Annotated in this window: 23 protein-coding genes; 8 read left to right on the forward strand and 15 right to left on the reverse strand. The window is 65.7% G+C overall.

From position 1 onward, the window contains the following. The first annotated feature begins 43 nt into the window (after window positions 1-43). Complete coding sequence (locus tag DFLDMN_RS09785; protein ID WP_423198267.1) at window positions 44-1,237, forward strand: MFS transporter; 1,194 nt, start codon at window positions 44-46, stop codon at window positions 1,235-1,237. Between the two features lie 253 nt (window positions 1,238-1,490). Then, window positions 1,491-2,036 carry a DUF305 domain-containing protein gene (locus DFLDMN_RS09790; RefSeq protein ID WP_423198268.1) on the forward strand — a complete coding sequence of 182 codons (546 nt, stop codon included), beginning with the start codon at window positions 1,491-1,493 and terminating at the stop codon, window positions 2,034-2,036. A gap of 168 nt (window positions 2,037-2,204) precedes the next feature. On the opposite strand, the gene DFLDMN_RS09795 is transcribed toward DFLDMN_RS09790, so the two are convergent. Then, window positions 2,205-2,360: a hypothetical protein gene (locus DFLDMN_RS09795; protein ID WP_423198269.1), complete on the reverse strand. Its 156-nt coding sequence runs from the start codon at window positions 2,358-2,360 to the stop codon at window positions 2,205-2,207. A gap of 20 nt (window positions 2,361-2,380) precedes the next feature. Then, window positions 2,381-3,547: a DUF4382 domain-containing protein gene (locus DFLDMN_RS09800; protein WP_423198369.1), complete on the reverse strand. Its 1,167-nt coding sequence runs from the start codon at window positions 3,545-3,547 to the stop codon at window positions 2,381-2,383. A 216-nt stretch (window positions 3,548-3,763) separates the two neighbouring features. Here DFLDMN_RS09800 and DFLDMN_RS09805 point away from each other — a divergent pair, with 216 nt between their 5' ends. Beyond that, window positions 3,764-5,146, forward strand: coding sequence for a hypothetical protein (locus DFLDMN_RS09805; protein WP_423198270.1), 1,383 nt, complete (start codon window positions 3,764-3,766; stop codon window positions 5,144-5,146). Here the strand turns inward: DFLDMN_RS09805 and DFLDMN_RS09810 are convergent. Then, a complete protein-coding gene (locus tag DFLDMN_RS09810) occupies window positions 5,128-6,039 on the reverse strand; it encodes an AraC family transcriptional regulator (RefSeq protein WP_423198271.1) in 912 nt (303 codons plus the stop codon). The genes DFLDMN_RS09805 and DFLDMN_RS09810 overlap by 19 nt on opposite strands. Window positions 6,040-6,186: 147 nt before the next feature. Here DFLDMN_RS09810 and DFLDMN_RS09815 point away from each other — a divergent pair, with 147 nt between their 5' ends. Further along, window positions 6,187-7,020 (forward strand): oxidoreductase, encoded by an 834-nt coding sequence (locus DFLDMN_RS09815; protein ID WP_423198272.1) that lies wholly within the window; start codon window positions 6,187-6,189, stop codon window positions 7,018-7,020. Window positions 7,021-7,056: 36 nt separating this feature from the next. Here the strand turns inward: DFLDMN_RS09815 and DFLDMN_RS09820 are convergent, their stop codons facing one another. Both DFLDMN_RS09820 and DFLDMN_RS09825 read right to left on the reverse strand, forming a co-directional pair. Continuing rightward, window positions 7,057-8,391: an epoxide hydrolase family protein gene (locus DFLDMN_RS09820; RefSeq protein WP_423198273.1), complete on the reverse strand. Its 1,335-nt coding sequence runs from the start codon at window positions 8,389-8,391 to the stop codon at window positions 7,057-7,059. A 176-nt stretch (window positions 8,392-8,567) separates the two neighbouring features. After that, the gene (locus DFLDMN_RS09825; RefSeq protein WP_423198274.1) at window positions 8,568-9,590 is read right to left on the reverse strand and encodes an alpha/beta fold hydrolase; all 1,023 of its coding nucleotides are present in this window, start codon (window positions 9,588-9,590) and stop codon (window positions 8,568-8,570) included. 275 nt (window positions 9,591-9,865) lie between these two features. Here DFLDMN_RS09825 and DFLDMN_RS09830 point away from each other — a divergent pair, with 275 nt between their 5' ends. Continuing rightward, entirely contained in the window at window positions 9,866-10,345 is a 480-nt protein-coding gene (locus DFLDMN_RS09830; protein WP_423198275.1) for a DUF6130 family protein, read from the forward strand. A gap of 34 nt (window positions 10,346-10,379) precedes the next feature. Here the strand turns inward: DFLDMN_RS09830 and DFLDMN_RS09835 are convergent, their stop codons facing one another. From DFLDMN_RS09835 to DFLDMN_RS09880, 10 genes are all read right to left on the reverse strand, one after another. Next, window positions 10,380-11,729: a patatin-like phospholipase family protein gene (locus DFLDMN_RS09835; RefSeq protein WP_423198276.1), complete on the reverse strand. Its 1,350-nt coding sequence runs from the start codon at window positions 11,727-11,729 to the stop codon at window positions 10,380-10,382. 30 nt (window positions 11,730-11,759) lie between these two features. Next, complete coding sequence (locus DFLDMN_RS09840; protein ID WP_423198277.1) at window positions 11,760-12,116, reverse strand: hypothetical protein; 357 nt, start codon at window positions 12,114-12,116, stop codon at window positions 11,760-11,762. Between the two features lie 32 nt (window positions 12,117-12,148). Continuing rightward, window positions 12,149-12,784 (reverse strand): hypothetical protein, encoded by a 636-nt coding sequence (locus DFLDMN_RS09845; RefSeq protein ID WP_423198278.1) that lies wholly within the window; start codon window positions 12,782-12,784, stop codon window positions 12,149-12,151. Between the two features lie 313 nt (window positions 12,785-13,097). Beyond that, on the reverse strand, window positions 13,098-13,871 hold the full coding sequence (gene cobA / locus DFLDMN_RS09850) for a uroporphyrinogen-III C-methyltransferase (protein WP_423198279.1): 774 nt from the start codon (window positions 13,869-13,871) through the stop codon (window positions 13,098-13,100). A 41-nt stretch (window positions 13,872-13,912) separates the two neighbouring features. Then, window positions 13,913-15,217, reverse strand: coding sequence for a sulfate adenylyltransferase subunit 1 (locus tag DFLDMN_RS09855; protein WP_423198280.1), 1,305 nt, complete (start codon window positions 15,215-15,217; stop codon window positions 13,913-13,915). Between the two features lie 25 nt (window positions 15,218-15,242). Beyond that, window positions 15,243-16,202, reverse strand: a complete 960-nt coding sequence (gene cysD, locus DFLDMN_RS09860) for a sulfate adenylyltransferase subunit CysD (RefSeq protein ID WP_423194796.1) — start codon at window positions 16,200-16,202, stop codon at window positions 15,243-15,245. Continuing rightward, entirely contained in the window at window positions 16,190-17,023 is an 834-nt protein-coding gene (locus DFLDMN_RS09865; RefSeq protein ID WP_423194797.1) for a phosphoadenylyl-sulfate reductase, read from the reverse strand. Before DFLDMN_RS09865 ends, cysD begins: the two co-directional genes overlap by 13 nt. Next, window positions 17,020-17,601 carry a DUF934 domain-containing protein gene (locus DFLDMN_RS09870; protein WP_423194798.1) on the reverse strand — a complete coding sequence of 194 codons (582 nt, stop codon included), beginning with the start codon at window positions 17,599-17,601 and terminating at the stop codon, window positions 17,020-17,022. The genes DFLDMN_RS09865 and DFLDMN_RS09870 overlap by 4 nt, the downstream gene beginning before the upstream one ends. Before the next feature lie 18 nt (window positions 17,602-17,619). Next, window positions 17,620-19,299, reverse strand: a complete 1,680-nt coding sequence (locus DFLDMN_RS09875) for a nitrite/sulfite reductase (RefSeq protein WP_423194799.1) — start codon at window positions 19,297-19,299, stop codon at window positions 17,620-17,622. A gap of 39 nt (window positions 19,300-19,338) precedes the next feature. After that, complete coding sequence (locus tag DFLDMN_RS09880) at window positions 19,339-20,112, reverse strand: sulfite exporter TauE/SafE family protein (protein ID WP_423194800.1); 774 nt, start codon at window positions 20,110-20,112, stop codon at window positions 19,339-19,341. 156 nt (window positions 20,113-20,268) lie between these two features. Between DFLDMN_RS09880 and DFLDMN_RS09885 the strand changes: the two genes are divergently transcribed. From DFLDMN_RS09885 to DFLDMN_RS09895, 3 genes are read left to right on the forward strand one after another with little or no spacing between them, the layout of a single operon-like run. Then, window positions 20,269-21,210, forward strand: coding sequence for a CysB family HTH-type transcriptional regulator (locus tag DFLDMN_RS09885; RefSeq protein WP_423194801.1), 942 nt, complete (start codon window positions 20,269-20,271; stop codon window positions 21,208-21,210). Between the two features lie 25 nt (window positions 21,211-21,235). Further along, window positions 21,236-22,381 (forward strand): methyltransferase, encoded by a 1,146-nt coding sequence (locus tag DFLDMN_RS09890; RefSeq protein WP_423194802.1) that lies wholly within the window; start codon window positions 21,236-21,238, stop codon window positions 22,379-22,381. Between the two features lie 33 nt (window positions 22,382-22,414). Beyond that, the gene (locus DFLDMN_RS09895; RefSeq protein WP_423194803.1) at window positions 22,415-23,605 is read left to right on the forward strand and encodes an ABC transporter substrate-binding protein; all 1,191 of its coding nucleotides are present in this window, start codon (window positions 22,415-22,417) and stop codon (window positions 23,603-23,605) included. The last annotated feature ends 32 nt before the right edge of the window (window positions 23,606-23,637 follow it).

Raw genomic sequence — 23,637 nt, forward strand, 5'->3', positions numbered from 1 at the left:
GGACGATCATGACAACATCGAATGACAAAGAAGCGAGATGGCCATGGCGCCCAGCAGTAGCCTGATTGCCAGACTGGGCATTGCCCAGACCCTGGCGTGGGGTTCGACGTACTACCTGCCGGCGATGCTGGCCACGCCAATGGCGAAGGATCTCGGCGTTGCGCCGCCGACGGTGTTTGCCGCGTTCAGCGCCGCGCTGGTCGTGTCGGCCCTGGTGGGGCCATCGGCCGGCCGATGGATCGACCGCTCCGGGGGACGCTCGGTGCTCGTGGCGACCAGCATCATATTTGCGCTGGGCCTGGCCGGGCTCGCTGTCGCGCAGGGCCCGGTCAGCCTGTTCGCGGCATGGCTGGTGCTCGGCGTCGGCATGGGTGCCGGCCTTTACGAGGCTGCCTTCGCCACGCTGGTCGCATGCTACGGCGCCCGTTCGCGCGGTGCCATTACCGGTATCACGCTGATTGCGGGCTTCGCCAGCACCGTGGGCTGGCCGCTGTCGACCTTCATGGAAGCCCATATCGGCTGGCGCGGCGCCTGCCTCGCGTGGGCGGCATTACACCTGACGCTCGGCCTGGCGCTCAATGCCAGCATGCCGCGCGGCGTAGCGCCGGCCACGGCGGCGCCCGCCGTGGCCGCACCACCCAGGCACGACACCGGCGGCACGCGGGAGACGGGCGCGCAGCAATGGGCCTCCTACGCCCTTGCCTTCGTCTTTGCGGCCACATGGTTTATCAGCACGGCGATGGCCGCGCACCTGCCGCGCCTGCTGCAGGCAGGCGGTGCCACGGTCACGACCGCGGTGCTGGTCGGGGCGCTGATCGGTCCCGCGCAGGTGGGGGCACGAATTCTCGAATTCGGCTTGCTGCGCAAGGTTCATCCGCTCCTCTCCGCACGTATCGCGGCCGCGCTCCATCCTCTCGGCGCGCTGGCCTTCGGCGTCGCCGGCGCGCCGGCGGCGGCATTGTTCGGCGTACTGCATGGCGCCGGCAACGGCATCCTGACGATCGCCAAGGGCACCCTGCCGCTGGTCATCTTTGGTCCGAGCGGCTACGGCCACCGCCAGGGGGTACTGATGGTGCCGGCGCGGATTGCACAGGCGCTCGCGCCATGGCTGTTCGGCATCTGCCTCGATGCGTTTGGCGTGAGGGCGTTGTGGCTGTCGTCGGGCCTCGGCGTGGGCGCGATCCTGATGCTGATGGCCATCCGGCAGGTGGCGGCGCCGGCGACGAAGGCGGCATGACGCGTCGTTGACGCCAGCCAGGGCGCAGTCTCCGTGCGCGACGGCAGAGGGGTCGCAAGCGACGGGCGGAGCGATCCGCGAGCCACCATGGCAACTTTGCCAGCGACTCGTGCAGGCTTTACAGCCGGCGCCGGCGCTGCCCCGACAGTCCGCCTCGGCTTGCGCGACCCGAAGGCCAGTGGCGGCGTGCGCGACGCACCATGCGTGGCACGGATGATGCGTCGGCATCGTCATCCTGTCAGGGAGAAGGACGATGCAGCAGCACGATACCAAGCCGGCCGGCAAGCCCTACGGGCGCTTTGCGCTGATGATCCTGGCGTCGACGGTCCTGATGTACGGCCTCATGTACCTGAACACGTACGAGTTCGACCACGTCACGTTCAGCCAGACGCGGCTGTGGATGGCGCTATTGATGGGCGCGTCGATGGCCTTCGTCATGATGGCCTTCATGTGGCGCATGTATCCGCACAAGCCGCTCAATACCGCGATTCTGGGCGGCAGCGTGATTGTGTTCGCGCTGTCGCTGTGGCTGGTGCGCAGCCAGCAGACGGTCGACGATGTGTCGTACATGTCCGCCATGATTCCACATCATTCGATCGCCATCATGACCAGCGAGCGCGCACATATTCGCGATCCGCGCGTGCGCAAGCTGGCGGACGGCATTATCCGCGCCCAGGTGAAGGAGATCGGGGAGATGAAAGACCTGATCGCGGATCTGCGCAAGCACCCTACCGCCGCCAACGCACCGGACCTGCCGAGTTACCGGCAGCGCGGCGCGCCGCCGCCGGCACCGGAATGATCGAAGTCAGCCGAAGGCCGGCACATCGGTTACGTTTGGTTGCACGGCGCATGCCGCTTCTCATTATCATCGGCCGCCGGAATGACACAGGCCGGTCGCGTGGACCGGCCTGATGGGGTTGCCGGGGTACGTACCGCCGCCCCGGCGCCGCGGCAACCGTCCGATGCGTCAGCAGTTGCCCTTCTTGGCCTGGCCCGGCGGGCAGAAGCCGTTGCCGGGGCCGCCTTGCGGCACTACCACCGCGCCACCGGGCGGCGGTCCGTAATACGCGCAGCCGCTCAGTACGGTGGCGCCCAGCGCGAGCATGACTAGCAAGGTTTTCATGATGTGGCCTCCCAAGGTCCTTAGTAGCTGAAATTCACCCCGGCCTGGCTACCGCCGGAGATGTTGACATTCGCGCCCTGCACCGCCCCGGTCGCGTTGGTGGCCTGTACCGAGTACTGTCCTGCCACCGCGGAGACGGTCGACAGCGCGATGGGCAGCGTCGGCGTGTAAGTGCCAATCAGCGGCGCGGCGGCCGGCAAGGACAGTGAATAGATGCCGGTATCGAGGTTGGCGTTGGTCGAGGCAATTTCGAACGTACCCGCGTTGACCGTCTGCAGCGCGCGCAGCGAGGCCTGGGCCGAAGCCGTGACGGTACCCGACGCGGTGTTGGTAACCGAAGCCGGCAGGGTAATCGGCAAGGCGGCGGTCGCCACGGTGGTGGTGGTGCTGGCGGTGACCGGCACGGCGCGGATGATACCCGTGGCATGACCGGCCGGCAGCTTGTTGTCGACCACTACCACGTCATAGTTGCCGTTCGTGCTGCTCTGCACCAGCGGCGAGAGGATGAACTGGCCATTGGCATCGGCCACGGTCGCGCGAATGACCTGTCCATTCTGCTGCGCGTACACCGTCGACCCTGCCTGGGCGGCCGGCACATAGCCCGCAATGGCGCCACTGACCGTCAGCGTGGTGGCGGTCACCACCGGCTTCAGGCTGTACGAGCCGTTGCCCTGCTGGACAATGGATTTGCAGGCGTTGAAGTCCAGCACCAGATCGACCAGCGTGTTGGCCGGGACGGTGAACGGCTGGATGATCTTGTACCCGCTCTGCGTCGCGCTGGGCGTGGCCAGGGGCTGCTCTGCCGCACTGCCGGATACCACGACCGAGTTGGCCAGCGAATTGCCCTGGTTGCCATTGAGCACCAGGCGCACCTGTTGATACTGACCCGCCGGCAGGGGCGCGCGGCCGAGGTCGAACAGCACGCCGTTGGTCAGGGAAAGCAGATCGATCTTTTGCGGTGCCGGCAGGGCAATGTCGGTCCAGCCGCCATCGTTATCCCCCGCCGAGCTGCTGGCGTTGACGCGGACCTTGTTGACCGTGACGTACACGTGATCGAAGCCGCAGGCCGGAGCGTCGGTCATGGCCACGTGCAGGGTGCCGGTCGAACCCGATGCGCTGTCGCCGTCGCCACCGCCACCCCCGCAGGCAGTGACGGCAAGGGCGGCGGGTAGTACCGCAGCCATCATGCGCAGATTGTTGATCTTCACGGCTGCTCTCCTCGAATCTCGTTGTTGTGGGTGCCCGCAGCATAAGGTCGAACAAGCGAATCAATGTACGTCGCATTGCAACAGCTCGTAACAGCCGGCGTCCGCTACCGGAGCGAACTCCGCCATGCTATAAGGGCAGTTCGCCTGAACGCCATCCGCCGGGTCCATTCCCGGGCATGTCACTGGGGGAAAACCATGGAACTGCAGGCCTCAAGCCATCCCAAGCACAACCGGCTGGCCATTGCCGCCCTGGCGCTCTGGAGCCTGGCGATCGTGCTGGTCGTTACGTTCCTGTTCGATACCTGGCCACACGACTGGCTCAAGGACGATCAGCGCGAGCCATGGTTCCATGCCGTGGTCGTGATCGACCTGACTCTGCTGGCGTTCTTCTGCAACTACCTTCACCACCATATCGTCGACGAGCGCGAACAACGCGAGCGAGAACGCGAGGCGCGGGCGAATGCGTCGGCCAGACCGACGCAAGAAAATGCGGCGGAGAGCGCAGAAGCGGAAGGGGCCGATACCCACGAAAGCATCATCCACAAGATCTTCGGCTCCTGGATCGGCATCGTCCTTATTTTCATCGTGCCTACCGCTGCCTATTTTGGCGCGCATACGCTCCACTCCCCGCTGCCCGAACCGGCCATCTTCGTCATGGCGGTGGTGGCGATCTACGTGGCCGCGGAACATTACGCTTCGCTCGACAAGCAGCGTGACAACCTGCGGTGGGTGACCGAGGAACTCGGCAAGCAGGTGTCCAGTATCCAGAACGCGCTGGGCACCAAGGATGGCCGCCACCGCATCTATGGCGAGTACAGCCAGCGCAGTGCGGTCCGGGCCGAGCCATCGGATGCGCAGCGTTCCATCCATGCGATCTACCGCTACTTCGACATCGACGATGACTGGCTGCGGGCCGACAGCTGGGACGACTACCTGAACACGAAGCAGACCACCGCGCTGGTGGCGGCGCTGCGCAACGGCGAGCGGCAACGGGTACGGATCGTGTCGCCCCTGCAGGCGCCGGTCGCGTCGTCGGGCGGGGACGAAATCGAGACAGCCGACCGGTTCCACAATTTCATGGGCCTGCTCTGGCATTGGCTGGCACTCCGCAAGCTGCAGCAGACGCGAGGCGACTTCGACTTCCGCATCGCCATCGCGCAGACGCCCCATTGGGTGCATGTGGTCAACGGCAAGGTCTTCCAGATCAAGGGCGACTTTCCGCACGCCCTGACCGTCAGGGACCTCACGCTCGAGATGGGCGATATGGCGCCGCGCTTTGCGACCTGGGTGCGCGAGGAAGTGGAAGCGCTCTGTGCGCAAGGCGAGAGCGCCGAGGACTTTATCGCTGCGGTACTGCGGGACGCCGCGGCGGCCACGCGCCAGACCGCTGACGGCAGCGCGGACGATGTCGGTGCCATCCTGCGGCAGCTGGGCTGGGAGGCGTGGCATATCCATGCCGCCACCCGCTACGAACCGGGCCGCGAGCGGCTTGCCGGCATGCAGCACAAGTTCGCCGGGTTGATCGCGGCGTACCTCGCCACGACGCAAGCCCCGCGCGCTCAGTGCGACGACACGTAGACCGGATCGCCGAACGGTGCCGGAATGGCAAAGCTGTCGCGCATGCGCCGGGCCTCCGCCCCCGGCGTGAGGCCGAATAGCCGCTTGAACTCGCGGCTGAATTGCGAGGTACTGGTGTAGCCCACCGCGTGGCCCGCGGCTTCCGCGGTCAGGTCTTGCCGCACCATCAGCAGGCGTGCCTGATGCAGGCGGGTGGACTTCACGTATTGCATTGGCGAGACCTGCGTGATCGCCTTGAAATGGCTGTGGAAGCTCGGCACGCTCATGCCCGCCGCGGCCGCCAGCTGCGAGACGTCCAGCGGACGTGCATAGTCGGCATGAATCTGTCGCAGCGCCTTGCCGATGCGGCCGAATTGCCCCTTCATCGCCAGTGCCGCGCGCAGCGCGCTGCCCTGCGCACCGGTCAGCACCCGGAAATAGACTTCGCGCAACCGGCCGGGCCCGAGCACGGCTGCCTCCAGCGGTTCGTGCATCGCCTCCAGAAAGCGCAGCACCGATCCCTGCATCGCGCCATCCATCGGCGTGGACATCATGCTCCGCGGCGCCTGCACTGGCTCGCGCATACCCTGCCGGTCGATCTGCAACGCGATCTCGGTGGCCAGCGCAAAGTCGAGATGCAGGTAGAGCGCAAGCAGTGGCCGCGACGCCGTGGCGTCGGTCTCCATGCTGAACGGCACCGGCACCGACACGGCAAGATAGTGCTGCGCGTCGTACAGGTAGAGCTGGTCGCCAAAATAGCCGCGCTTGCGCCCCTGGCACACAATCACGATGCCGGGATCGTAGAGCACCGGCGTGCGCGACAGCGGGCGGTTAGCGCGGAGGATGCGGACACTCGGGAGCGCAGTGAGGTTATAGCCCTCGTCCGGCGCCAGCGACTGCAGCAAGGCAATCATGCGCTTGCGGTCAGATGGAGGTGGCAACGTTGTGCTCATAGTTTTAGGCAATAACGATAGCGGAATACGGCTGGGTATTCGCATATTGCCAGACTAGTATGCACATATCAGTCCCACAGACCACTTAGCCCATCGGAGGCCCCTGCCATGACCACACGAAAAACCCTGCTCATCACCGGCGTCAGCAGCGGCTTTGGCCGCGCGCTTGCCCAGGCCGCGCTCGCCGCCGGCCACGCCGTTGTCGGCACCGTACGCGGCACGGAAGCGCGGCAGGCCTTCGAGTCGCTGTCCGCTGATGCCGCCTTCGCCCGCGTCCTCGATGTGACCGACTTCGACGCCATCGACGGCGTCGTGGCCGATATCGAAGCCACAGTCGGCCCGATCGACGTACTGGTCAACAATGCTGGCTATGGACACGAAGGCGTGATGGAAGAGTCGCCGATGACGGAGCTACGCAGGCAGTTCGACGTCAACGTATTCGGCGCCGTCGCAATGATGAAAGCCGTGCTGCCGTTCATGCGTGCACGCCGACGCGGCCATATTCTCAACATCACGTCGATGGGCGGCCATATCACCATGCCGGGCATCACCTATTACTGCGGCAGCAAGTTCGCGCTGGAAGGCATCTCCGAGGCCCTGGGCAAGGAGGTCGCGCCGCTCGGCATCGCGGTCACCGCGGTCGCGCCCGGCTCGTTCCGCACCGACTGGGCCGGCCGCTCGATGCGCCGGAGCCCGCGCTCGATTGCGGACTACGACGCGATCTTCGACCCCATCCGCGCCGCGCGCGCGGAAAGGAGCGGCAAGCAGCCAGGCGATCCGCACAAGGCAGCCCTGGCCATGCTCGCCGCCATCGACGCGGAACAGCCGCCCACGCATCTGCTGCTCGGCAGCGACGCGCTGCGGCTGGTCAGGAACAAGTTGAACGCACTGGAGACCGAGCTCGCGGCATGGGAACCGCTGACGATATCGACCGACGGTTGATCGTCCGTGGCGACAGCGCCCATGCCGCATGTACTGCTACCGCACCGACCTGAATGCGGCCCGCAGTTCTTCCGCAAACAGCTGCGGCTGCTCCCATGCGGCGAAATGCCCGCCCTTCGACACCGCATGGTAGTAGTACAGCGACGGATACGCCTGCCGGCTCCAGCTTTCCGGCGCCTGGTAGATTTCGTGCGGGAACACGCTGATGGCGACCGGTACCTTGATGTCGCGGGTCTTCTGCGTTTCCGCGCTGAAGTTGTTATTGTTGTTCTCCCAATAGAAGCGCGACGACGATGCGCCCGTGTTGGTGAGCCAGTACAGCGTGATGTCGTTCAGGATGGCGTCGCGCGACAGCACGCGTTCGGGCACGCCGCCGCTGTCGCTCCACTCCGCGATCTTCTCGTAGGCCCAGGACGCCAGCCCGGCGGGCGAGTCGGACAGCGAGTAGCCGATGGTCTGCGGGCGCGTGACCATCATGGCGCCATACGCCGCGTTGCGGCCGAAGAACGTGCTCAGCGACTGGTAAGCCTGGCGCTCCGGGTCCGTCAGCTCGGTGGGCGCCGCGTCGCCGGCGAGGATCGACTTCATCAGCGGCCCCGGCACCGTAGCCGGCATATTGAGGTGGATGGCCAGCAGACCCTTGGGTGCCTGCCGCGCCAGCGCGTCGGAAATCACCGAACCATGGTCACCGCCCTGCGATACGTAGCGCGTGTAGCCCAGCCGCTTCATCAGCACATCCCACGCACGCGCGGTGCGATCGGGGCCCCAGCCGAGATCCTTGGGCCGGCCCGAGAAGCCATAACCAGGGATGGACGGGATGATCACGTCGAACGCGTCCTCGGCACGACCGCCATAGGCAGTGGGATCGGTCAGCGGTCCGATGGTCTGGATAAACTCGAAGATCGATCCGGGCCAGCCGTGGGTCAGGATCAACGGCATCGCGTTGGGATGGCGCGACTTCACGTGAATGAAGTGGATGTCGAGTCCGTCGATCCTCGTCACGAACTGCGGCAACGCATTAAGTTGCGCCTCGGCCTTGCGCCAGTCGTACTGGGTGCCCCAATACTTGACCAGCGCCTGCACGCGCGCGAGCTGAATGCCTTGCGATTCGTCGCCGACGGTTTCCTGGTCCGGCCAGCGCGTGGCGGCAATCCGCTTGCGCAAGTCATCGAGCTGGGCCTGCGGCACATGCACGCGAAAAGGGCGGATGCTCTCATCGGCATTGACGCGCGCCGTGGCGGCGGCAGGCGGGGCCGCATCCGCGGCAAAGGACGATGGCGCGTATCCGCTCAGGGCGAACGCCGCCAGCGCGGCGGCGGCATAGATGGCACGGCGGGAAGACGGAACGTTGCGGGACACCGCATAAGACATGATGGATCTCCTGGTTGGCTCCGCCCGATAGATGGGAGATTCGGGAAGACGGAGCGTCATTGACGAGCCATCGCAGTCTGCAAACCGAATGCATCCGGCAAGTGTCAGGGCCGGCATGTTTTTGGGTGTTGCTGTATCGATTCGCCGTGGCGATACATGGCGATACATGGCGATTGCTACGGCGCCTCGAATGCAGCGCGCACCTCGGTGATCGTCGCATCCCGGTCCTGCAGGTGGGGATAGTGGCCGATATCGGGCAGCACCTTGAGCCGCAGGCGCGCGCGGCTAGCCAGTTCCTCTCCCATCTCCTTGCGGATGTAGGGATCCTTCTCGCCCCAGATCACGGTCACCGGTGTCAGCAGCCGGGCGATGCTGGCCTCGAATTCGTCCTGATCGCGCGTGAAATGCGCGTAGTAGTGATGGAACGCGTCGGCCGAGGTCAGCGCGCCGTTCTGCCAGCCTCGTGCCATATCGGCCTTGAACTCCGCGGAGACGTCATAGCGGAGCGGCTCTGGCAATCCGCGCGTAAAGGCGTTCTGCAGGATTTCGTCGCGAGAGCGGTTGAACGCCGTACGCACGGTTTCGGCGGTGTCCGGGGTCTTGAGGGCCTGGAGCCGCTGCTGCATGAACTGCGGCCGGTTGAACGGCGCGAAATCCCCCACGATGATGCGCCTGGCGATGGCCGGGTCGTCGATCGCTGCGAGCAACGCCGGCAATGCGCCGATATCGGTGGCATAGATCACCAGCCGGCGCGAATCGATGCCGGCGGCGGCGATGTAGTCCTTGAGCACAGCGGCGTAGGCACGCGGCGCGTAGGAAAACTGTTCCAGCAGCGGCCGCGAGGATGCGCCATAGCCGGGCCAGTCGAAGGCATGAACCTCGAAGTCGTTGCCCAACGCCGTCGCGATGTCCTGCCATGCGTAGAGCGTTTCCGGAAACCCGTGCAGGAACAATACCGTGCCCCTGGCGTTCTCGTTGTGCACGACCAGACGCCTCAGTTCGAAATCTGGGCGAATCCGCACGACACCGATCTCCGGCGTCGCGGGCGACGTGGTGGGCGACGTGGTGGGCGACGTGGTGGGCGACGTGCGTGAGGTAGGTGCCGACGCCGATACCTGCGTGGCCGTTGCAAACAGCGTGACGGCGAGCGCCGCGCCTGTGGAGCGAAGCGCACCGCGCGTCGTGGACTTGGTGGTCATGTCTTCCTTCCTTTCTGGTGGATGCCGCACGCCACCAGTCGGGTGGATCGCTACGGCATCTCCACCATTGAAGGACCCACGTGTATCGCCGCGATAGCGAGCGATGCGCGCGAACGTATCGCTTCGTATCGGCAAGGCCTGCCGGTACGCTGCCATACAAAATTCTTCAGCGTGCGTGGTCGACCTGTGCTCCCATGCAGCACCTATCCTCAAGCTGTGCGCCACGTCCCCGCGCCGTGGCCGCCGAGGCCATTCTCCGCATCGAAGGACCCATCATGCGCCGCACCCTCAAGCTTCTTGTCGCCGCGTCGATTGCGGCAGTTTCCTGCGCAAGCGCGTCGGCACAGGTCGCCGCGGGCGCCCAGGCCACTACCGACGCGACCCGTCCGCCTGCCATCCTGCCGCTCGACGCGGAACCGGCGCCGAAGCTCGTTACCTATGCGCCGCTACCCGAGCCATTGGCCCGCGGCGTCGTCATCGTCCAGTTCCGCACGGAGAACTTTCGCGTCATGCCGGTCTTCGGCAAGACCGCGGCCGATATATCGCCACGCATCGGCCACCTGCACGTGACCGTCGACCGGACGCCGGGGACCTGGGCGCATACCAGCCAGGATCCGATCATCGTCGTCGGCCTGCCGCCGGGACCGCATCAGCTCAAGCTGGAGCTGGCCGATCCGACGCATAGGATCCTGGCGACGGAAGTGGTAAGCGTCACGGTTCCCGACATCAAGGGTGTCGCATCACACCAGCATTGAGCGCCGCTGGCCATGCGCCCCCAGCGTTTCCCGGCTACGCCTGAGTGATCGCACGCATCTGGCTGCGCGGCATGGTGGGCGCCGCGAGACGATGTGCCGCGGCCAGGTTCTCGCGGATGCGCTTGTAGCCGCGCCAGTCGAACGTCTGCAGGAATTCGACCGCCGCTTGCGCGCCTCGCCGGAACAGGTCGAGCTTGTCCTTGTCCGGCATGCTGAACTTGAGCCAGTCATGGTCGGCGGTATCGATATACGTCACGAGCTGATTGAAGTCGGGATTCTTGCGCAGGAACTCGTAGTCCAGGCAGTGCCGTGCCGAGTTGAAGGTCTGCGTCACGATCTCCTGCAGACGGTCGACCGCATGCGCGCGCTCGTCCCATTGCAGCTTGACGCCGAAGGTCGGCCGCGTGGGCACCTTGCCGGGATTGTGGAAGACGTCGATGGGAAAGTTCGACAGCACGCCGCCGTCGACAATCACGCACGATGCCGGTGGAAACTTGCCGGTTTCCATATCCCGCAGATTGATGCCGGCAAACTCGCACCACATCCGGACGTGCGCATCGTCCCGGAGCGACATCGGCAGCCGCACCGGCCTGAAGAAGAATGGAATGGACATCGAGCAGCGCACGAAGTCCGCGGGATCGACCGCACCGGGGTCTTTCCAGTACAGGCCTGCCATGCGCGGGAACTCGAGCTTGGTCTCCGTCGAGATATCGGCCGCGACGATGCAGAGACGGCACTCAGCCGGATCGAGCGGCTTCAGGGCCGCGGCGCCCTCCAGCTGCTCGGCGCGCTGCGGAGAATCGTCGCGCAGCCGCCAGCCGTCCGGCGTGGTGGCCATCTGCGCCAGCAGCGCCCGGGTCGTGGTCAGTCCCCGCGGTGCCAGCACCTGATCGCGAATCCAGCCATGAAAGCGGGTACCGCGATTGAGGCCCTGCATTTCCGTAAAATTGTCGATGACCTGCATGCCTTTCATGAAGCCCGCCGCGAGTCCGCGCCGGCCCAGCACGCTATCGAGAAAATCACTGGCATCGCGGTCCGTATCGTCCTTGCCATCGACGAAATCCGCCATGGGCATATTCGATACGATCTCGATCAAGGCATTGCTCTTGGCCCTGGCAGGCACATCGATCGCCGCAAGTGCCAGTGCCGTGATGGAACCCGCCGATGCGCCGCCCAGGCCGACAAAGCGGATGCCCGCCTGTTCCAGTACATGCACATAGCCAAGAAACGCGACCCCCAGCACGCCGCCGCCTTCCATCACCAGATCGATGTACTGATGCCCTTCGGCATCGACCACATCACTGTATTCGCGAAGCCTGAGCGCGTCGATCACGGGCTTCATGTCCGAGACCGCGCGCACGAACTGGTCGAGCGAAAGTGCCATCGATATTCTCTCCCGTGGCGACGACGACGCTCAGCCAAACTTCGGGATGCTGAGCACCGTACCCGCGAGCTCGTTGATCGTGTTCCAGATGACCTTCACGACCGCGTTCCACACCTTCTGGATGGTGATGGTAATCAGTTGCGCCAGCGTGTCGACAAAGCTGGTCGCCATGTCCTTGAGGCCTTCCAGATGGAAGTCGCGCTCGGCGTTGGTGAACATGTTGGCCTCGAGCATGCCTGCCACCAGCGCCGATTGCCGGGCCAGCGATTGAACCTGGCGCTGGCTGAACCCTTCTATGGTGTCGAGCCCCTGCTTGGCGGTCCTGGTCACCGCGGAAGAAATGCCATCGAGGAATTGCTCCGATGTCGCCTTCAGATCGAGTGCCATGGCAACTCCTTGTCATCGGGGGAGCGGACGTTTCAGTCCTTCAGATAGGTCTCGTACGTCAGCGCCTGGTCCATGTAATGCGTGACGAAGCCGCGATTCAGCGCCACCGATCCGGCCGTGAGGCCGTTGGCGCAGTCGGTGTCCCGCAGCAACGTAATCCCCCGCGAGATCTGCGTCAGCGCGTGAGCGCTGGCGGGCACATAGCCCTGTGCGGGCGGTTCTGGCAGGTCCACCTGGAACGACCTGACGTTGCGCACCTTCGCACACGCCTCGGCGGCCTCGTTCAGTGCTGCCTGCATCCGCTCCGCGCGCATCGTGCCGCCCGCCTCGGGCAGCGTCTTCACCGCCTGCTGCACCCGTTCCTGAACCTTGGTATCGGGGACCGGCCGGTTGGCGGATTGCAGCGCCAGGGCGTCGAGCTTGCCGATGACCCGGTTGTACCGATCAACCCGCGACGGAAACGTACTGGCCGCCACGCCCATCGACGTGCTGGCGTACAGCTCCATGATCTGCTGGTTGACTTCGTTCAGCCCCGTCACCAGCGATTCGTCGTAGGCCGGCGCCAGCTGGATCGCGCAACCCGCCAGCGCCCATGCCGCCAAGGCAAGCATGCGCCGGATAACGGACCCCACACCCTGGTGGCCGCATGGCCCTGGACGGTCGCTCATGTCTACCTCCGGTACTGAAGCGGGCGGGCCCAACCGTCTCCGACCCGACGATCCCGAGCGCGGCGCTTTCCTTGATCGCTAGTAGCGTAGGCAAGATGTGATGCGTTTCGTCTCATCCATAGGATGGAGACCAATAAGAATATTTTCTATATCTGATGTTATTGGTCGTTATAACGCCAGTTGCGGAATCACCGAACAGATTGAATATGTTGAGATCGCGCGATGGCATTCGCGCGTGCACAGCGCGCGGCCGCGCCCGCCAAGGCCGACAGGCGGGAGGGGGTGTGCTACCGGGACAGGGTAGCTACGCAGCTCAGGCAGCGCGAATGCCTGCTTCCTGGAGAACGACTTCGGTCGTGCGCGTGCCCAAGGCCTCGCCGATCATCAGCAGGCTCGGCTGCACCGGATCCATCCACGCCGAGGCTTCGCCCGCGGCCATCTGGCGCAGCGTGAACTGGTGGCTGCGCTGGCGCGGCGTGGTGGCGGCTTCCACCACCCAGGCGGGTGTGGAGGCGGGCTTGCCGCGTGCGATCAGCTGGGCGGCGATGTTCGCCGCCTGGTCGCGGCCCATGTAGTAGACGATGGTGTCGGCCTTGACGTCGGCATCCACATCCACTGCGTCGGCAGCCTTGGCCTGCGTGGCAAACGCCACGCTGCGCGACACGCCGCGCCTGGTCAGCGGGCGCGCGATGGCGCTCGCGGCGGCCAGGGCCGCGGTGATGCCCGGCACCACTTCGTATGCGATGCCGGCGGCTTCCAGCGCCTGCAGTTCCTCGTCGGCACGGCCGAACAGCATGGGGTCGCCACCCTTCAGGCGCACCACCCGCTCGTACTTGCCGGCGAGGTCGACGATCTGCCGGTTGATGAACAGTTGCGCCGTCGAACGCTGGCCGCAACGCTTGCCGACCTCGATCAGCTCGGCCTGCGGGCACCATGCGAGCATCTCGGGGGAGACCAACGCATCGTGCAGCACGACCTGGGCCTCGCCCAACAGTCGTGCGCCGCGCACCGTAATGAGGTCGGCCGCGCCGGGTCCTGCACCAATCAGGTACACCTTGCCGGCGGGCTTGTCGTGGGGGGCGTTCATGTTGACGTATCTGTTATCAGTCGGCGCGTGGCCGTTACCGGTCAGGCATAAGCACGGATCATACCCGCCGCCACCGTGTGGTTGGTGGCTTCGTCGATCAGCACGAACGCGCCGGTGGCGGGGTTGTCGCCGTAGGTGTCGCAGACGATCGGCTTCTGCAGCGAGATCTGCACCGCGCCAATGTCGTTCAGACGGATATCGTGGCGCCCGGTTTCCTGCGACAGCGTATGGACGTCGAGCACGCGGTCCACGGCCGACACGCGCGCAAACACGCTCGCCGTGGTGTGCTTGAGCACGTACTTGCGCGACGGGTTCAGGGACTCGTCGTCGAACCAGCACAGGTCCGCCTGCAGCTTCCTGGCCGCGACCGCCGTGGCGTCCGCCGCGACGAACATGTCGCCGCGCGATACGTCGACGTCTTCGGACAGGCGCACCGTGACCGTATCGCCGGCATTGGCCGAGTCGGCGGCGCCGTTCGGCGTCAGCACCTCGGCCACCACGGCCTCGCGGTTGGCCGGCAGCACGCGCAGCACCTGCCCCACGCGCACGGTACCGGCTTCCACGCGGCCGGCATAGCCGCGGAAATCGTCCGACTGCGAACCGTCCTGGCGGATCACCAGTTGCACCGGAAAGCGCAGCGCGGCATCGCCGGCGGGCGCGGGCTCCTCCACCGGCAGCGCCTCCAGCAGCGGCAGCAGCGGCTCGCCCTGGTACCACGGCATCGCGTCGCCGGCGAGCACGATATTGTCGCCACGCAGGGCCGACACCGGCACGTACTGCACGTCCTTCAGGCCCAGTTGCTCGGCCAGCTCGGCATAGGCGGCACGGATCTCGTTGAAGCGCTGCTCGCTGTAGTCGACCAGATCCATCTTGTTGATGGCGACGATCACGTGCTGCAGTTCCAGCAGCTTGAGGATGGCCGAATGGCGCTTGGTCTGGGCCAGCAGTTCGGCACGGCCGTCCTTGACGGTGACACGTGTGGCATCCACCAGCACGATGGCAGCATGCGCGGTCGAGGCACCGGTCACCATGTTGCGCGTGTACTGCTCGTGCCCGGGCGTATCCGCGATGATGAACTTGCGGCGCGCGGTGGAAAAATAGCGGTACGCCACGTCGATCGTGATGCCCTGCTCACGCTCGGCCTCGAGGCCGTCGGTCAGCAGCGAGAAGTCGATCTCTTCGCCGGCGGTACGCTTGTTCTTGGCGTTGGCCAGCGCGGCCAGCTGGTCGGACAGCACAGCCTTGCTGTCGAACAGCAAGCGGCCGATCAGCGTGCTCTTGCCGTCGTCGACGGACCCTGCGGTGATAAAGCGCAACAGGCCCTGGTGGTTCGATTGGGTGCTCATGAATAATCCTTTGGCGGGTCCGCGATCAGAAGTAGCCTTCTTTCTTGCGGCGCTCCATCGATGCTTCGCTGGTCTGGTCGTCCATGCGCGTGGCGCCGCGCTCGGTGATTTCGGTGACCGCGGTCTCCGCGATGATCTCCACCGGCGAGGCCGCGGTGCTCGCCACCGGGCACGTGCAGCTGATATCGCCCACGGTACGGAAGCGGACCGACAGGACTTCGCTCACATCGCCATCCTGCTTCGGCGTGATCGGCGTCACCGGCACCAGCAGGCCGTTCTTGCGCACCACCTCGCGCTGATGCGCGTAGTAGATCGGCGGCAGGGCCAGGTTCTCGCGCGCGATGTATTGCCACACGTCCAGCTCGGTCCAGTTCGAGATCGGGAACACGCGCATCTGCTCGCCTTGCGCCATGCGCGCGTTGTACAGGCTCCAGAGTTCCGGACGCTGCGCCTTGGGGTCCCACTGGCCGAACTCGTCGCGGAACGAGAAGATACGCTCCTTGGCGCGGGCCTTTTCTTCGTCGCGGCGGGCACCGCCCATCAGCGCGTCGAACTTGTGCGCCTCGATGGTCTCCAGCAGCGTCACGGCCTGCGCCGCGTTACGCGAATCGGTTTCCTTGCGCAGGCGCACGGTGCCGCGCTTGATGGAATCCTCCACATGGCCCACCACCAGGCGCGCACCGAGTTCCGCCACGCGCTGGTCGCGGAACCGGATCACTTCCGGATAGTTGTGACCGGTGTCGATATGCACCAGCGGAAACGGCAGCTCGACCTTGCGATCGCCCAGGCGGAACGCCTTGAGCGCCAGGTGCAGCATGACGATGGAGTCCTTGCCGCCCGAGAACAGCAGCGCCGGGTTGCGGCACTCGGCCACCACCTCGCGGATGATGTAGATCGACTCGGCCTCAAGGCGGTCGAGGTGGTCGTTCTGGACCTGCAGCAGATGCTCGACGCCCGCGTCTGCGATTTCGTTCATGATGCCCATGTCGTGGCCCCTTCCTGATGCTTGATGTTCTGTTCGTGCAATCCGCATTCCTTGGAGTCCTTCGACTCCCACCACCAGCGGCCGGCGCGGACGTCCTCGCCAGCCTTCACCGCGCGCGTACACGGCTCGCAGCCAATGCTGGGGTAGCCCTTGGCGTGCAGCGCATTGACCGGCACGTTGTGGCGCGTCAGATACGCCCACACTTCGGCCTCGGTCCAGTCGGCCAGCGGGTTGAATTTGGGAATGCCACGCGCATCGTCCATTTCCTCGAACGGCAGCTCGGCGCGCGTCACGGCCTGCTCGCGACGCTGGCCGGTCATCCAGGCATCGGCGTGCGAGAGCGCGCGGTTGAGCGGCTCCACCTTGCGGATGCCGCAGCATGACTTGCGCAGGTCCACGCTCTCGTAGAACGCGTTCTCGCCATGCTTCTTCAGGTAGTTCTCGATGGCTTCGCTGTCGGGTGTGAACTGCTCGATGGTGTAGCCGTAGTGCGACTCCACCTGGTCGATCACCGCCAGCGTTTCCGCATGCAGGCGACCGGTATTCAGCGTAAAGACCCGGATGCCGGCGCGCACGCCCGCGTTACCGCGCAGGATCGCATCGGTCAGCACCATGTCTTCGGCGGCCAGGCTGGTGGCGAAGCGCGCGCGGAAGAAGCGGCTGGCGATTCCGGCCAGACGCTCGGCCAGGGCACGTTCCTTGGCTTCGAGTGCCTCGACCGGGCCCGTGTACAGCGGCATCTTCCACAACGCCGGCGGGCGCAGCGAAGACACCTCCGGCGAGGCCTCGACCACCGGAATCCCGGAGAGCACGGTGCTCATGCCGCGCCCCCACCATGCGCAGTCACTTCCGCGCGGGCGCGGCGGAACAGCGGCAGCGGCTCGTCCACCGAGGCCTGGTACGCCACCGTGAATTCGGTGAAGCCCTTGATGGCATCGTCGATGTTCTTGTCCGCGCGCACGGCAAACTGGTCAAAGCCGCAACGCTTCATGAAATTGAGCTGGTCGCGCAGTACATCGCCGATGGCGCGCAGCGGGCCCGCCCAGTGATAGCGCGTGCGCAGCAGATAGGCGGTGGAGAAGCCACGGCCGTCGCGGAATACCGGAAAGTCGACGCCGATGACGGCCACGCGTCCGAACCATGCCTCGGCATCGCCCGGCTCATCTTCGGGTGCCAGCCACAGGCCGGTAATCGCCTGGTCGCGGCTGGCCAGCACGGCCTCGTGGGCCTGCCATGCCGAGAGCGGGAACAGGATCGCCTCCTGGCTTTGCGCCGCGGCGGCAATCTTCGCTTCGTCGAGAGTCTCGCCCTCGGCCGCGCGCAGCACGGTCCAGTTGTCTTCGACGATAACCGGACGCACTTCGCTGGCGCTGCGTTGCAGTTGAATGATCTTTGCCATGTTCAGTTTCTCCGGTCCTCAGGCTTCCGCGCGCTCGCGCTGCTTGTCGGCGTACACGCGTTCCTTGAACGGGGTCACGCCGATGCGACCCAGGGTCTCGATAAAGCGTTCGTCTTCAACGCGGTTGGCCACGAAGGTGTCGACGATGCGGCTCACCACATCGGGCATTTCCTCGGCGCTGAACGACGGGCCGATCACCTTGCCCAGCGCGGCTTCGTTGCCTTGCGCGCCGCCTAGCGTCACCTGGTACCACTCCGAACCATCCTTGTCGACGCCGAGCACGCCGATGTTGCCGACGTGATGGTGTCCGCAAGCGTTGATGCAGCCCGAGATGTTCAGCGAGATCTCGCCCAGGTCGTAGACGTAGTCGAGGTCGTCGAAGCGCTCCTGGATGGCAGCGGCGATCGGCAGCGACTTGGCGTTGGCCAGCGAGCAGAAGTCGCCGCCCGGGCACGCGATGATGTCGGTCAGCAGGCCGATGTTCGCAGTCGCCAGGCCAGCCTTCTTTGCCAGTTGCCACAGTTCGAACAGGTCGCGCTTCCTTACGTCCGGCAGGATCAGGTTCTGCTCGTGCGCCACGCGCAGTTCGCCAAACCCGAACCTGTCGGCGAGGTCCGCCACGGCGTCCATCTGCGCGTCGGTTGCATCTCCCGGGGGCGATGCCGGACCCGGCTTGGTCGAGAGCGTCACGGCGGCGTAGCCGGGCACCTTGTGGCCATGCACGTTACGGCTGACCCAGCGCGCGAACGCCTTGTTCTCGAGCAGGTTCTTCTCGAAGGCGGCGTCGGTATCGGCCAGCTTCTCGTAGGCGGGCGGTGCGAAGTACTGCGCCACGCGGTCGTACTCGGCCTGCGTCAGCGTGGACGGACCGTCCTTGCTGTGCTGCCATTCTTCCTCGACTTCCTGGGCGAACTTGTCGGCGCCGATGGCCTTTACCAGTATCTTGATACGCGCCTTGTACTTGTTGTCGCGGCGGCCATAGCGGTTGTACACCCGGATCGCGGATTCGACATACGACAGCAGGTGCTGCCACGGCAGGTCTTCCTTGATCACCGTACCGAGGATCGGCGTCCGGCCCAGACCGCCGCCGGCCATGATACGCAGGCGCGTCTCGCCGTCGGCATTGCGATACGCGGTAATGCCGATATCGTGCATCTGCGTGACCGCACGGTCGTCCGCCGAGGCCGAGATGGCGATCTTGAACTTGCGCGGCAGGAAAGCGAATTCGGGCTGGAACGTGCTCCACTGGCGCAGCAGTTCGGCCAGCACGCGCGGATCGAGATACTCGTCCGGCGCCACGCCGGCGAAATGATCGGTGGTGATGTTGCGCACGCAGTTGCCCGAGGTCTGGATGCCGTGCATCTCGACGCTGGCGAGATCGGCCAGCACGTCGGGCACGCGCTCCAGTTCCATCCAGTTGTACTGGATGTTCTGGCGCGTGGAGAAGTGGCCATAGCCACGATCGTAGGTACGCGCGATATGGGCCAGCATGCGCATCTGCTTCGACGACAGCAGACCGTACGGAATCGCCACGCGCAGCATGTACGCATGGCGCTGCAGGTACAGGCCGTTCTGCAGCCGCAGCGGCAGGAACTCTTCCTCGGTCAGCTCGCCGGAAAGGCGGCGGCTGACTTGATCGCGGAACTGGGCAACGCGTTCGTGGACGATGCGTTGGTCATATTGGTCGTACTGATACATGGTGTGGGTCCGTTCAGTATTCGTCGTTGATCGGGGCGCTCAGGAAACGAGCTTGATCGCCACCAGCGTCAGGGTCGTGGCAAGGGCTCCGCGCACCAGCCGCTCGGGCAACGCCCGCGACAGTTGCGCACCGAGCCAGATGCCGGGAATCGACCCCACCAGCAGGGCGAGGAGCAGGTTCCAGTCGACGGTGCCGAGCCAGACGTGGCCAAGGCCGGCCACGGCGGTCAGCGGCACCGCGTAGGCGATGTCGGTACCGGCCACTTCGGCCGGCTTCATATGGGGATAGAGCAGCAGGATCAGCGTGGCGCCAACCGCGCCGGCGCCGATCGACGAGACCGTGACCAGCACGCCGATCACGGCGCCGACGATCACGGTGGCGGCGGCCTGGGCGCGGCCTTCCAGCTGGAAGCGCGGATTGCGCGCGAGCCACGCCAGCATCTGCTTGCGGAACAGCAGCGACAGCACGGTCAGCAGCACCGAGACGCCGATGGTCAGACGGATGGCGTGCAGCCACTGGGCATTGAGTTCACCCGCGCTCTTGAGCACGAGGATGGCGACGATGGCAGCCGGCAGGCTGCCGAGGCAGAGGCGACGCACCACCTGCCACTGCACGTGGCCATGCGCGCGGTGCGCGATGGTGCCGAAACCCTTGGTGATGGCGGCGAAGGCGAGGTCGGTGCCGACCGCCGTGGCCGGCGAAAAGCCGAACAGCAGCGTCAGCAGCGGCGTCATGAGCGAACCCCCGCCCACGCCGGTCAGACCGACGAGGAGACCGACCAGCAGACCGGATACGGTATAGGCGAGGGACATGCGGGCTCTCGGCAAGGCCCGCGCTGGTGGTCACGCGCCTGTGGGGACAGGGCGCGGAGGCAATGGGCCGTTCATTAACAAAGTTCGCAAATCGTAATAAACTGGCCTCATATCTCAAACTAATAAGAAGTTGTTTGTTTATACGACCGAAGTTATATGAACCTCCACCAGTTCCGATTCGTCCGCGAGGCCGTCCGGCAGAACTTCAATCTGACGGAAGCCGCTAAAGCGCTTTATACGTCACAACCGGGTGTTTCGAAGGCGATTATCGAGCTGGAGGAAGAGCTGGGTGTCGATATCTTCACGCGCCACGGCAAGCGTATACGCAGCCTGACCGAGCCGGGCCGCCGCATCCTGACCTCGGTCGAGAAGATCCTGCAGGAGGTGGAGAGCCTCAAGCGGGTCGGCAAGGACTATGCGGCCCAGGATCAGGGCAACTTCACCATCGCGACCACGCACACCCAGGCCCGCTATGCCCTGCCGCGCGTGATCGGCGAGTTCACCAAGCGCTACCCCAAGGTCCGGCTCTCGATCCAGCAGGGTAACCCGGCACAGATTGCCGATATGGTGCTGCATGACCAGGCCGACATCGCCATCGCCACCGAGGGCATCTCGAAGGACAAGGGGCTGGTCTCCCTGCCCGGCTATCAATGGCAGCATGTGGTGGTGACGCCGCCCGACCATCCGCTGCTGGAGCGCAAGCACCTGACGCTGGAGGACCTGGCGGCCTTCCCGCTTATTACGTACGACCCCAACTTTGCCGGCCGGCCGAAGATCGACAAGGCGTTCGAGCTGCGCCAGCTCAAGGCGGACATCGTGCTCGAGGCCATCGACGCCGACGTGATCAAGACCTATGTCGAGATCGGCCTCGGCGTGGGCGTCGTCGCCGGGGTGGCGTTCGACCCCGAGCGCGACCGCAATCTGCGCGGCATTCCGGCGGGCCACCTGTTCGGCACCAACGTGACGCACCTGGCGGTCAAGCAGGGGGCATACCTGCGTAGCTTTGTATATACCTTCATAGAATTGTTTTCCCCGACCCTGAACCGCAAACTCGTGGAGCAGGCGATGTCGGGGGACCACGAGGCCTACGAGCTCTGATCTCCGGCCTCGCCTGATTCCAGCCATGTCTGACCAACCATCCCAACCCTCCCCCACCCTTCACTGGACCGAGGACGGCGTCGAGCGCAGCGCGCGCTGGCGCTCCGAGGCCGGTGTGCCCGCACCCCGGCGTGTGGTGATCGCCGACGACCGCACCACGGCCGATACCGCCTATCGCCTCGCTTGCGAGGGCACCGCGCTGCTGTGGCGCGGCGATTTCCAGAATGCACGGCAATTGCTGCAGGCCCTGGCACGCCGCACGGACCGCAAGCCCAAGCGCGCGGCCAGGCCGCCCGCCTCCGTGACCGAAGCGTTTCACCTGCATCGGCTGGCACAGTCGCAGCGCGCGCGGACGCTTGGCATGCTCTTGCTGCCGTTCGATGCCAACCACGATATTCCGCTGCGCCGCGCGCCCGACGTGCGCGAGGCCTGCGAGCAGGTCTACGGCGCCGCGGACGGACCCTACGTGGCGTCCCTGCGCGAACTGCTCGGCATGATCGGCGCCTACGAATGGCGCAAGAAGGGCGTGGAAGTCGGCGCGCTCGATGACCGCGTCCATCCCTGGTACGGCGTGTTCTCGCCCGTGCGCGGCGAGTATGTGGACCTGGTGGCGGCCGAAAAGCTGCCGTCGGATACGCTGGCCTTCGATATCGGCACCGGGACCGGCGTGATTGCCGCGGTGCTGGCCCGCCGTGGCGTCCGGCGCGTGGTGGCGACCGACCAGGACCCGCGCGCCCTCGCCTGCGCGCGCGCCAATCTGGAACGGCTCGGCTATGCCGGCCAGGTCGAGGTGGTCGAGGCCGACCTGTTTCCGCCGGGCCGCGCACCGTTGGTGGTGTGCAATCCGCCGTGGGTACCGGCACGGCCGAGTTCGCCCATCGAGCATGCGGTGTACGACCCCGACAGCCGCATGCTGCGCGGCTTTCTCGCCGGGCTGGCCGATCATCTCGCGCCCGGCGGCGAGGGTTGGCTGCTGCTGTCCGATCTTGCGGAACACCTGGGCCTGCGCTCGCGCGAGGCATTGCTGGGCTGGATCGACGCGGCCGGCCTCAAGGTGGCCGGGCGCTCCGATATCCGTCCCCGACATCCCAAGGCCGCCGATCCCGACGACCCCCTGCATGCCGCGCGCGCGGCCGAGGTGACGTCGTTGTGGAGACTGACGGCCAGGTAGTCCTGCTTTCTCCTCAGACGTCAACTCCCGCTCATGTTCCCGCGCCTTCCCCTGCGTTTTCCTCTGCCTCTCCGTCTGTCCGCCGTGCTGTGCGCCACGCTCGCAGCGGCAGCCCCGGCGGCCCATGCCGATATCCGTGTCGGCGTCGATCTCTCGACTACCGGACCCGCCGCGGCCATCGGCATTCCGTCCAGGAACACCGTGCAATTGTGGCCCAGGACCATCGCTGGCCAGCGCGCGGAATACGTGGTGCTCGACGACGCGTCCGACCCGTCCAACGCGGTGCGCAATATCCGCAAGCTGATGACGGAGGACAAGGTCGACGTGGTGGTCGGCCCCAATATCACCCCGAACGCGATCGCCGCGCTCGACGCCGTGGCCGAGAACGAGACGCCGATGGTCACGCTCGCGGCGTCCGCCGCGATCATCGAGCCGCAGACCGACGCGCGCCGCCGCTGGGCCTTCAAGCTGCCGCAGAACGATTCGCTGATGGCTACGCTGCTGACGCAGTCGATGGCCAACCACGGCATCAAGACCGTGGGCTTCATTGGCTTCAACGATGCCTATGGCGAAAGCTGGTGGAAGGAGTTCTCGAAGCTGGCCGAGGTCCGCAAGATTCATGTCGTCGGCAACGAGCGTTACGCACGCACGGATACCTCGGTGACGGGGCAGATCCTCAAGCTGATGGCGGCCCGCCCCGACGCCATCCTGATCGCCGGCTCGGGCACGCCCGCGGTGCTGCCGCAGAAGACGCTCGGCGAGCGCGGCTACAAGGGCAGGATCTACCAGACCCATGGCATCGCGACGTGGGACTTTGTCCGCCTCGGCGGCAAGGATGTGGAAGGCACGCTGTTCCCGACCGGGCCGGTGGTGGTGGCACGCGAGCTGCCGGACAGCCATCCGGCCAGGAAAGTCGCGCTCGACTTCGTCAATCGCTACGAAAAGGCGTACGGCGCCAATACCATGACGCAGTTTGCCGGCGATGCCTGGGGCGCGTACCAGCTCATCGACGACGCGGCCGGACGTGCGCTGAAGACCGGCGCGCAGCCGGGCACCGTGGCGTTCCGCCGGGCGCTGCGCGATGCACTGGAGACCACCGGCAACCTGACCGTGCCGAATGGCGTGCTGAATCTCAGCCCCAGGGACCACCAGGGCTTTGACCAGCGCGCGCGCGTGATGGGTACCATCCGCAACGGCAAGTTCTCGTACGCGGGCGATCGGTAGCAACCGCTCGCCTGCCGCATCGCTCGGTCGCG

The sequence above is a fragment of the Cupriavidus sp. H19C3 genome (assembly GCF_049393815.1).
Taxonomy (GTDB): Bacteria; Pseudomonadota; Gammaproteobacteria; order Burkholderiales; family Burkholderiaceae; genus Cupriavidus.

Excerpts from the sequence above, each read along its gene's own strand:
- DFLDMN_RS09785 (WP_423198267.1), top strand. The coding sequence starts at position 44 with ATGGCGCCCAGCAGTAGCCTGATTGCCAGACTGGGCATTGCCCAGACC.
- DFLDMN_RS09790 (WP_423198268.1), top strand. The coding sequence starts at position 1,491 with ATGCAGCAGCACGATACCAAGCCGGCCGGCAAGCCCTACGGGCGCTTT.
- DFLDMN_RS09795 (WP_423198269.1), bottom strand. The coding sequence starts at position 2,360 with ATGAAAACCTTGCTAGTCATGCTCGCGCTGGGCGCCACCGTACTGAGC.
- DFLDMN_RS09800 (WP_423198369.1), bottom strand. The coding sequence starts at position 3,547 with ATGATGGCTGCGGTACTACCCGCCGCCCTTGCCGTCACTGCCTGCGGG.
- DFLDMN_RS09805 (WP_423198270.1), top strand. The coding sequence starts at position 3,764 with ATGGAACTGCAGGCCTCAAGCCATCCCAAGCACAACCGGCTGGCCATT.
- DFLDMN_RS09810 (WP_423198271.1), bottom strand. The coding sequence starts at position 6,039 with ATGATTGCCTTGCTGCAGTCGCTGGCGCCGGACGAGGGCTATAACCTC.
- DFLDMN_RS09815 (WP_423198272.1), top strand. The coding sequence starts at position 6,187 with ATGACCACACGAAAAACCCTGCTCATCACCGGCGTCAGCAGCGGCTTT.
- DFLDMN_RS09820 (WP_423198273.1), bottom strand. The coding sequence starts at position 8,391 with ATGTCTTATGCGGTGTCCCGCAACGTTCCGTCTTCCCGCCGTGCCATC.
- DFLDMN_RS09825 (WP_423198274.1), bottom strand. The coding sequence starts at position 9,590 with ATGACCACCAAGTCCACGACGCGCGGTGCGCTTCGCTCCACAGGCGCG.
- DFLDMN_RS09830 (WP_423198275.1), top strand. The coding sequence starts at position 9,866 with ATGCGCCGCACCCTCAAGCTTCTTGTCGCCGCGTCGATTGCGGCAGTT.
- DFLDMN_RS09835 (WP_423198276.1), bottom strand. The coding sequence starts at position 11,729 with ATGGCACTTTCGCTCGACCAGTTCGTGCGCGCGGTCTCGGACATGAAG.
- DFLDMN_RS09840 (WP_423198277.1), bottom strand. The coding sequence starts at position 12,116 with ATGGCACTCGATCTGAAGGCGACATCGGAGCAATTCCTCGATGGCATT.
- DFLDMN_RS09845 (WP_423198278.1), bottom strand. The coding sequence starts at position 12,784 with ATGAGCGACCGTCCAGGGCCATGCGGCCACCAGGGTGTGGGGTCCGTT.
- cobA (WP_423198279.1), bottom strand. The coding sequence starts at position 13,871 with ATGAACGCCCCCCACGACAAGCCCGCCGGCAAGGTGTACCTGATTGGT.
- DFLDMN_RS09855 (WP_423198280.1), bottom strand. The coding sequence starts at position 15,217 with ATGAGCACCCAATCGAACCACCAGGGCCTGTTGCGCTTTATCACCGCA.
- cysD (WP_423194796.1), bottom strand. The coding sequence starts at position 16,202 with ATGGGCATCATGAACGAAATCGCAGACGCGGGCGTCGAGCATCTGCTG.
- DFLDMN_RS09865 (WP_423194797.1), bottom strand. The coding sequence starts at position 17,023 with ATGAGCACCGTGCTCTCCGGGATTCCGGTGGTCGAGGCCTCGCCGGAG.
- DFLDMN_RS09870 (WP_423194798.1), bottom strand. The coding sequence starts at position 17,601 with ATGGCAAAGATCATTCAACTGCAACGCAGCGCCAGCGAAGTGCGTCCG.
- DFLDMN_RS09875 (WP_423194799.1), bottom strand. The coding sequence starts at position 19,299 with ATGTATCAGTACGACCAATATGACCAACGCATCGTCCACGAACGCGTT.
- DFLDMN_RS09880 (WP_423194800.1), bottom strand. The coding sequence starts at position 20,112 with ATGTCCCTCGCCTATACCGTATCCGGTCTGCTGGTCGGTCTCCTCGTC.
- DFLDMN_RS09885 (WP_423194801.1), top strand. The coding sequence starts at position 20,269 with ATGAACCTCCACCAGTTCCGATTCGTCCGCGAGGCCGTCCGGCAGAAC.
- DFLDMN_RS09890 (WP_423194802.1), top strand. The coding sequence starts at position 21,236 with ATGTCTGACCAACCATCCCAACCCTCCCCCACCCTTCACTGGACCGAG.
- DFLDMN_RS09895 (WP_423194803.1), top strand. The coding sequence starts at position 22,415 with ATGTTCCCGCGCCTTCCCCTGCGTTTTCCTCTGCCTCTCCGTCTGTCC.